Below are 5,875 nucleotides of genomic sequence, written 5' to 3' on the forward strand. Positions count from 1 at the left end.
ATCGACATGCTGATGTCGATGTCCGGGTGGAGCGCGCCGAATCCCGGCAAGCGTTGGATCAGCCAGCGGTCGCTGAAGCTCGCCCCGACGCTGAGGCAGAGCGAGCGCCTCGTCTTCCGCTGCGGTGACAGCGAGACGGTGCATTCGTAAAGATCCTCCAGGATCCGGCAGACATCGCGGTGATAGCGCGCGCCCTGGTCGGTCAGCAGCAACTGCTGCTTGACGCGGTTGAAGAGCCGGACACCGAGCTGTTCCTCGAGCGTCGATATCTGGCGGCTGATCGCGCTCTGCGTCCGGCAGAGTTCGCGCGCGGCGGCCGTTACACTCTTGAGACGCGCGACCGATTCGAACGCGAGAAGCGCCGTGATCGACGGGAGATGCACCCCCATTCTTTGAAACATGATCCTATGCCCCCCGGCGATCAGGCCCGGCCCGGCGCGGCGGCAAGCGGTCGGCTGCATCCGATCGTTCAGTGCAGCAGTGCGCAAGTGCTTCCGATCGCTGCTCGGTCCCTCATCGATAATTCTCAAGAGGTGATGCGCTTAAATCAGTTTCTTCCGCGCTGCCACGGCCTATTGTCGGCGGAGTACGCCGATGTCCCCACGCGATTACCGATATTCCTTCGCGCTCGCGCCGCTGCCGGCAACGGCCGAGCCACAGGATATCGCACGCGCGATCCGAAACCGATAACGCAATCCCTCACTGGAAAGCTCGACCCATGTCCATATCCGACCCGCTGCACCCTCAAGCGTCGACGTTGACGGCGGAGATCGATCTGCCGCCGAATGAGAGGGATCGGAGATTTGCGGGGATTCTCGCGGCATGCGATCTCTCCGAACACGCGAATGTTCCCGGCGGCATGCCGGTTTTCACGCCGATCACCGGGGACCGCATCGCCTCGGTCGAAGCGCATACGGGCGCGCAGGCGGCGGCCGCGGTCGACGGCGCGCACCGCGCTTTTCTGGCCTGGCGCAATGTGCCGGCACCACGCCGCGGCGAGCTCGTGCGTCTGCTCGGCGAGGAGCTGCGCGCCGCGAAGGCCGATCTCGCCGCGCTCGTCTCGCTCGAAATGGGCAAGATCCGCCAGGAGGCGCTCGGCGAAGTCCAGGAGATGATCGAGATATGCGACTTTGCGGTCGGGCTTTCGCGCCAGCTCTACGGCCTGACTATCGCATCGGAGCGGCCGGGCCATGCGATGCGCGAGACATGGCATCCGATGGGCGTCTGCGCCGTCATCAGCGCGTTCAATTTTCCCGTTGCCGTCTGGGCGTGGAACGCGGCGCTGGCGCTCGTTTGCGGGAATTCGGTGGTCTGGAAGCCTTCGGAGAAGACGCCGCTGACCGCATTGGCGGTGCAGCGCCTGTGCGACCGGGCGCTCGCGCGCTTCGGTGACGCGCCCGATGACCTGCTCCAGGTGGTGATCGGCGGCGCGGCGATCGGCGAGGTGCTGAGCGACCACGAACGCGTCGCGATCATGTCCGCGACAGGATCCACGCGCATGGGACGCGCGGTCAGCGAGCGTTTGGCGCGCCGTTTTGCCCGGCCGATCCTGGAGCTCGGCGGCAATGCCGCGATGATCGTCGCGCCGAGCGCGGATCTGGAACTCGCGGTTCGCGCGATTGCCTTCTCGGCGATCGGTACGTCGGGTCAGCGCTGCACCACCTTGCGCCGGCTGATCGCCCACCGCGAGGTTTACGATCGTCTCGTCACGCGGCTGAAGGCGGTGATCGACGCGGTCGCGATCGGCGATCCGCTCGACGAGGCGACTTATATGGGGCCGCTCTTCGAAAAAGCGCCGTTCGACGCCATGCAGGGCGCGCTGGCGCAGGCGGTTGCGGAAGGCGGAACCGTCTACGGCGGCGAGCGCGTGGAGGGCGATCGCTATCCCGATGCTTTCTACGTCCGCCCGGCGCTGGTCGAAATGCCCGGCCAGACCGCGATCGTGTGCCGCGAGACCTTTGCGCCGATCCTTTACGCGATGCGTTACGACCGGTTCGAAGAGGCGATCGCGCTGCAGAACGATGTTCCCCAGGGGCTTTCGTCCTGCATCTTCACCAATGACGTCCGCGAGGCGGAGGAATTCCTCTCTGCGGCGGGATCGGATTGCGGAATCGCCAATGTGAACATCGGCCCGTCGGGTGCCGAGATCGGCGGGGCGTTCGGCGGCGAGAAGGAAACCGGGGGTGGCCGCGAATCCGGTTCGGATGCGTGGAAGGGCTATATGCGGCGCCAGACCTCGACGATCAATTATTCGCGCAGCCTGCCGCTCGCGCAGGGGATACGTTTCGACCTATAGCCCGGGCACCTACCTCTCTTCACAGCGCCGGAAGCTGCTGCCGGGCGATACCCCAGTCGCTCAGGTCGCGGCTGCCGGCGCGGTCGATCAGCCGCGCCGCATCGGCGATCGTAAACGGTCGCGCGTCGCTCAGCACGTCGAGCTCGGCCCAGGTGATCGGCGCGGCGACCGTCGCGGCATCGCGCGCGCGCGCCGAATAAGGCAGCACCGCGGTCGCGCCGCGCTCGTTGCGCAGCCAATCGAGGAAGATGCGGTTGCGCCGCTCGATCTTGCGCATATTGGCGGTGAAGCGCTTGGGATGCGCCTCGGCGACCGCACGGGCGAACCGGCTCGCGAAATCCTTCACCGCCGGCCAGTCGGCGGTCGCGTCGAGCGGGACGACGACATGCACCCCCTTGCCGCCGCTCGCCATCGCAAAGCTCGCCAGCCCCATTTCGCCAAGCAGGTCGCGCAATTGCACCGCGGCGCGGCGCACCTCGGCGAAATCGAGCCCTTCCTCGGGATCGAGATCGAAGATCATCCGATCGGGGTGTTCGACATCGCTGGCGCGCGCCCCCCAGCCGTGGAATTCGATCGTGTTCATCTGGACGCAGGTGAGCAGCCCGACCTCGTCGTTGACGACCAGATAATCCCCGACCCCGCCCTTCTTCTCGCGGATCGCGACATGATCGACCTTGTCGCCGAACGCGCCTGAATCGTGCTTCTGGAAAAAGCATTGCTTGCCGCGCCCTTGCGGGCAGCGCACCAGGCTGACCGGGCGGTCCGCGAGCCATTGCAGCATCGGCTCGGCGAGCTGCGCATAATAAGCCGCGAGCTCGCCCTTGGTGGTGCCACTCTTGGGATAGATCACGCGATCGGGGTGGGTGATCGTGATGCCGAACGGCGCGGCGTCGGGGACCGTATCGGTGGGGGCGCTGGCGGGGGTTTCGGGCACGATCTCCTGCGCTTCCTTGTCTTCACGCAGTCCGATGAAGCTTGCGTGGCGGATGACCTGATCGGCGGTGAATTCGGCGAACGCCACTTCGGCGACGAGCTTCGGCTCGACCCAGCGCACCCCGCGCGATGCGGCGCGCGGCACCTCGGTCGGGGCGGTCTTGCGCGCAAGCGGCTTGAGCTTGGCGAGCAGCAAGTCGCGCGTATCGGCGTCGAAGCCGGTGCCGACCCGGCCTGCATAACGCAGCGTGCCGCCCTCGTAGAGCCCGAGCGCAAGGCTGCGCAGGTCGCGCCCCGGCCGGTCGCTCTCGAGATGGCCGATGATGACGAATTCCTGCCGCCGGGTGCATTTGGTCTTGAGCCAATCGTGCGTGCGGGTGCCGCGATAGCGCGCGTCGGCGCGTTTCGAGACGACGCCTTCATATCCCTCGCGACATAATTGCGCGAACAGCTTCTCCCCGCCCGCGGCGAGATGCTCGGCATAATGGATCGGCGCTTCGGCGCCCGCGAGCAGCGCGGCGAGCCGTTCCTTGCGCGCGGCATTGCCGAGCGGCGTCAGATCCTCGCCCGCTTCTTCGAGCAGGTCGAAGGCGAAATAATGCAGCGCGCCGCCGTCCTTGAGCGCGGCCTGCAGCGCGGAGAAGCTCGGCCGCCCGTCTTGATCGAACGCCACCACCTCGCCGTCGATCAGCGCCGATGCGAGGCCGAGATCGGCGAAGGCCGTCACGATCGGCGCGAAGCGATCCGACCAGTCGAGCCCGTGGCGGGTAAAGGCGCGCGCCTCTTTCCCGGCGACTGCGATCAGTGCGCGATAGCCGTCATATTTGACCTCGTGGAGCCACCCCGCCCCGGTCGGGACATGATCGACCAGGGTGGCGAGCTGGACATCGCGAAACGCGGGGAGCGCGGCTTTCTTGCGCGACTTGCCGCTTGTCTTGCGCGGCGCCGCGCCGTCGGCGATCTGCAGCATCGTCCGCCCGCTCGATACGCTGGTCAGCGCGCGGTCGACCAGCTCTCCCGACGCGCCGGCATATTGATCCTCGACCTTGCGCAGCAGCCAGTTCTCGCCCTTCTCGCCGGGCCGCGGCTTCATCCGCACCAGCAGCCACTCGCCCTTCATCCGCGCGCCGTGGAGGGTGAAGTGGAGATGGCCTTGCTCGATCGTCTTCGACGGATCCTTGCCGCCGACCGGCTCCCATGTCCCTTCGTCCCACTGCATCACGGTGCCGCCGCCATATTGGCCCTTGGGGATCGTCCCCTCGAACCGCGCATAGGACATCGGGTGATCCTCGGTGCGCACCGCGAGGCGCTTGTCCTCGGGATCGAGGCTCGGCCCGCGCGTTACCGCCCAGCTTTTGAGCACGCCGTCCATTTCGAGCCGGAAATCCCAGTGCAGCCGGGTCGCGTCATGCTTCTGGACGACGAACAGATTGCCGCTTTCGGCGCCGCGCGTCCCCTTGGGTTCGCGTGTCTTCGAGAAATCGCGTTTGCGGTTATAGGTTTCGAGCGGATCGGCCTTGGCCATGTCAGGCTCGCTTGCGGCGCGGTGCGGCCGGCTTCTTCGTCTTGGCGGCCGAGGTCGCGGATTTGGCGGCGGGCGCGGCGGGGCGGTCGAGCGACTTCTTGAGCGCCGCCATCAGATCGATCACGTTCGATCCACGCGCCGGGGCGCGTTCCTCCTCCAGATCGAGGCTGACCTTGCCGGTCTTCGACTTGAGCTTGCGGTCGATCAGCTCGCGCAGCGCGTCGACATAGCGATCGTGGAATTCGGACGCATCGAACTTGCCCGATTTCTTCTCGATCAACGTGGTGGCGAGATCGAGCAGATCCTCGTCGGGCTTGGCATCGGGAATGTCGCGGAAATAGCCCGCGGCCTTGTTGACCTCGTCGGCATAGCGCAGCGTTTCCAGCACCATCCCGCGCCCGCACGGCTTCAGCGCGACGACATATTCGCGCCCGCGCAGCGCGAGCTGGCCGAGCCCGACCTTCTTCGCGCGGCGCAACGCCTCGCGCAGCACGATGAACGCCTCGTCGGCCAGATCGTCGGCGGGGACGACATAATAAGGCCGGTCGTAATAGATCGCGTCGACATCGGCGAGATCGACGAACTGGGTCAGCTCGAGCGTGCGCTTGCTCTCCAGCTTGACCCCGGCGATTTCCTCCTCGTCGAGCAGGACATAATCGCCCTTGGCGATCTCGAACCCCTTCATGATCTCGTCGGGGTCGACCGGGCCGATGCCGTCGACCACTTTCTCATAATGGATGCGCTTGCCCGAGGGCTCGTGGATCTGGCGGAACGAGATCGCCGCGCCGCTCTTGGTGGCGGAATAGATTTCCACCGGGATCGAAACGAGCGCCAGACGGATCTGGCCCTGCCAATAAGCGCGCGCGGGCATCGGCTTGCCTCCGCTTGGTGAAGGATCGATGATCAATCCCGCGCGGGGCCGAACGGTTCCCTCAGCGATCGATCTCGCCGAACACGATATCGAGCGAGCCGAGGATCGCGGTGATGTCGGCCAGCATATGCCCGCGTGACATGAAATCCACCGCCTGCAGATGGCTGAACCCGGTCGGGCGGATCTTGCAGCGATACGGCTGGTTCGAGCCGTCGGCGATCAGATAAACGCCGAACTCGCCCTTCGGGCT

At 66.2% G+C, this 5,875-nt stretch carries 5 protein-coding genes (1 of these 5 running past the window's edge); 1 reads left to right on the top strand and 4 read right to left on the bottom strand.

The window, feature by feature from the left end:
* Positions 1 to 461, bottom strand: partial view of a LysR family transcriptional regulator gene (locus tag BGN95_RS04170; protein ID WP_502688248.1) — the 5' portion only. Its footprint begins 46 nt before the window's first position; 461 of the gene's 507 nt are visible here — the first part of the coding sequence; it begins with the start codon at positions 459 to 461; its stop codon lies beyond the left edge, outside the window.
* A 398-nt stretch (positions 462 to 859) separates the two neighbouring features.
* Here BGN95_RS04170 and amaB point away from each other — a divergent pair, with 398 nt between their 5' ends.
* Entirely contained in the window at positions 860 to 2,296 is a 1,437-nt protein-coding gene (gene amaB, locus BGN95_RS04175; RefSeq protein WP_286771707.1) for an L-piperidine-6-carboxylate dehydrogenase, read from the top strand.
* Between the two features lie 19 nt (positions 2,297 to 2,315).
* Here the strand turns inward: amaB and ligD are convergent, their stop codons facing one another.
* The 3 genes from ligD to BGN95_RS04190 form a co-directional block, all read right to left on the bottom strand.
* Positions 2,316 to 4,754 carry a DNA ligase D gene (gene ligD, locus BGN95_RS04180; RefSeq protein WP_286771708.1) on the bottom strand — a complete coding sequence of 813 codons (2,439 nt, stop codon included), beginning with the start codon at positions 4,752 to 4,754 and terminating at the stop codon, positions 2,316 to 2,318.
* Between the two features lies 1 nt (position 4,755).
* Positions 4,756 to 5,625: a non-homologous end joining protein Ku gene (ku, locus tag BGN95_RS04185; RefSeq protein WP_265311639.1), complete on the bottom strand. Its 870-nt coding sequence runs from the start codon at positions 5,623 to 5,625 to the stop codon at positions 4,756 to 4,758.
* 61 nt (positions 5,626 to 5,686) lie between these two features.
* A partial coding sequence (locus tag BGN95_RS04190; RefSeq protein ID WP_502688249.1) for an NADH-quinone oxidoreductase subunit D-related protein occupies positions 5,687 to 5,875 on the bottom strand: 189 nt, incomplete at its 5' end.

The sequence above is a fragment of the Sphingomonas sp. 66-10 genome (assembly GCF_001897045.1).
GTDB classification, from domain to species: domain Bacteria; phylum Pseudomonadota; class Alphaproteobacteria; order Sphingomonadales; family Sphingomonadaceae; genus Sphingomonas; species Sphingomonas lycopersici.

Coding starts and splice junctions, on each gene's coding strand:
- amaB (WP_286771707.1), top strand. CDS start 860: ATGCCGGTTTTCACGCCGATCACCGGGGACCGCATCGCCTCGGTCGAA.
- ku (WP_265311639.1), bottom strand. CDS start 5,625: ATGCCCGCGCGCGCTTATTGGCAGGGCCAGATCCGTCTGGCGCTCGTT.
- ligD (WP_286771708.1), bottom strand. CDS start 4,754: ATGGCCAAGGCCGATCCGCTCGAAACCTATAACCGCAAACGCGATTTC.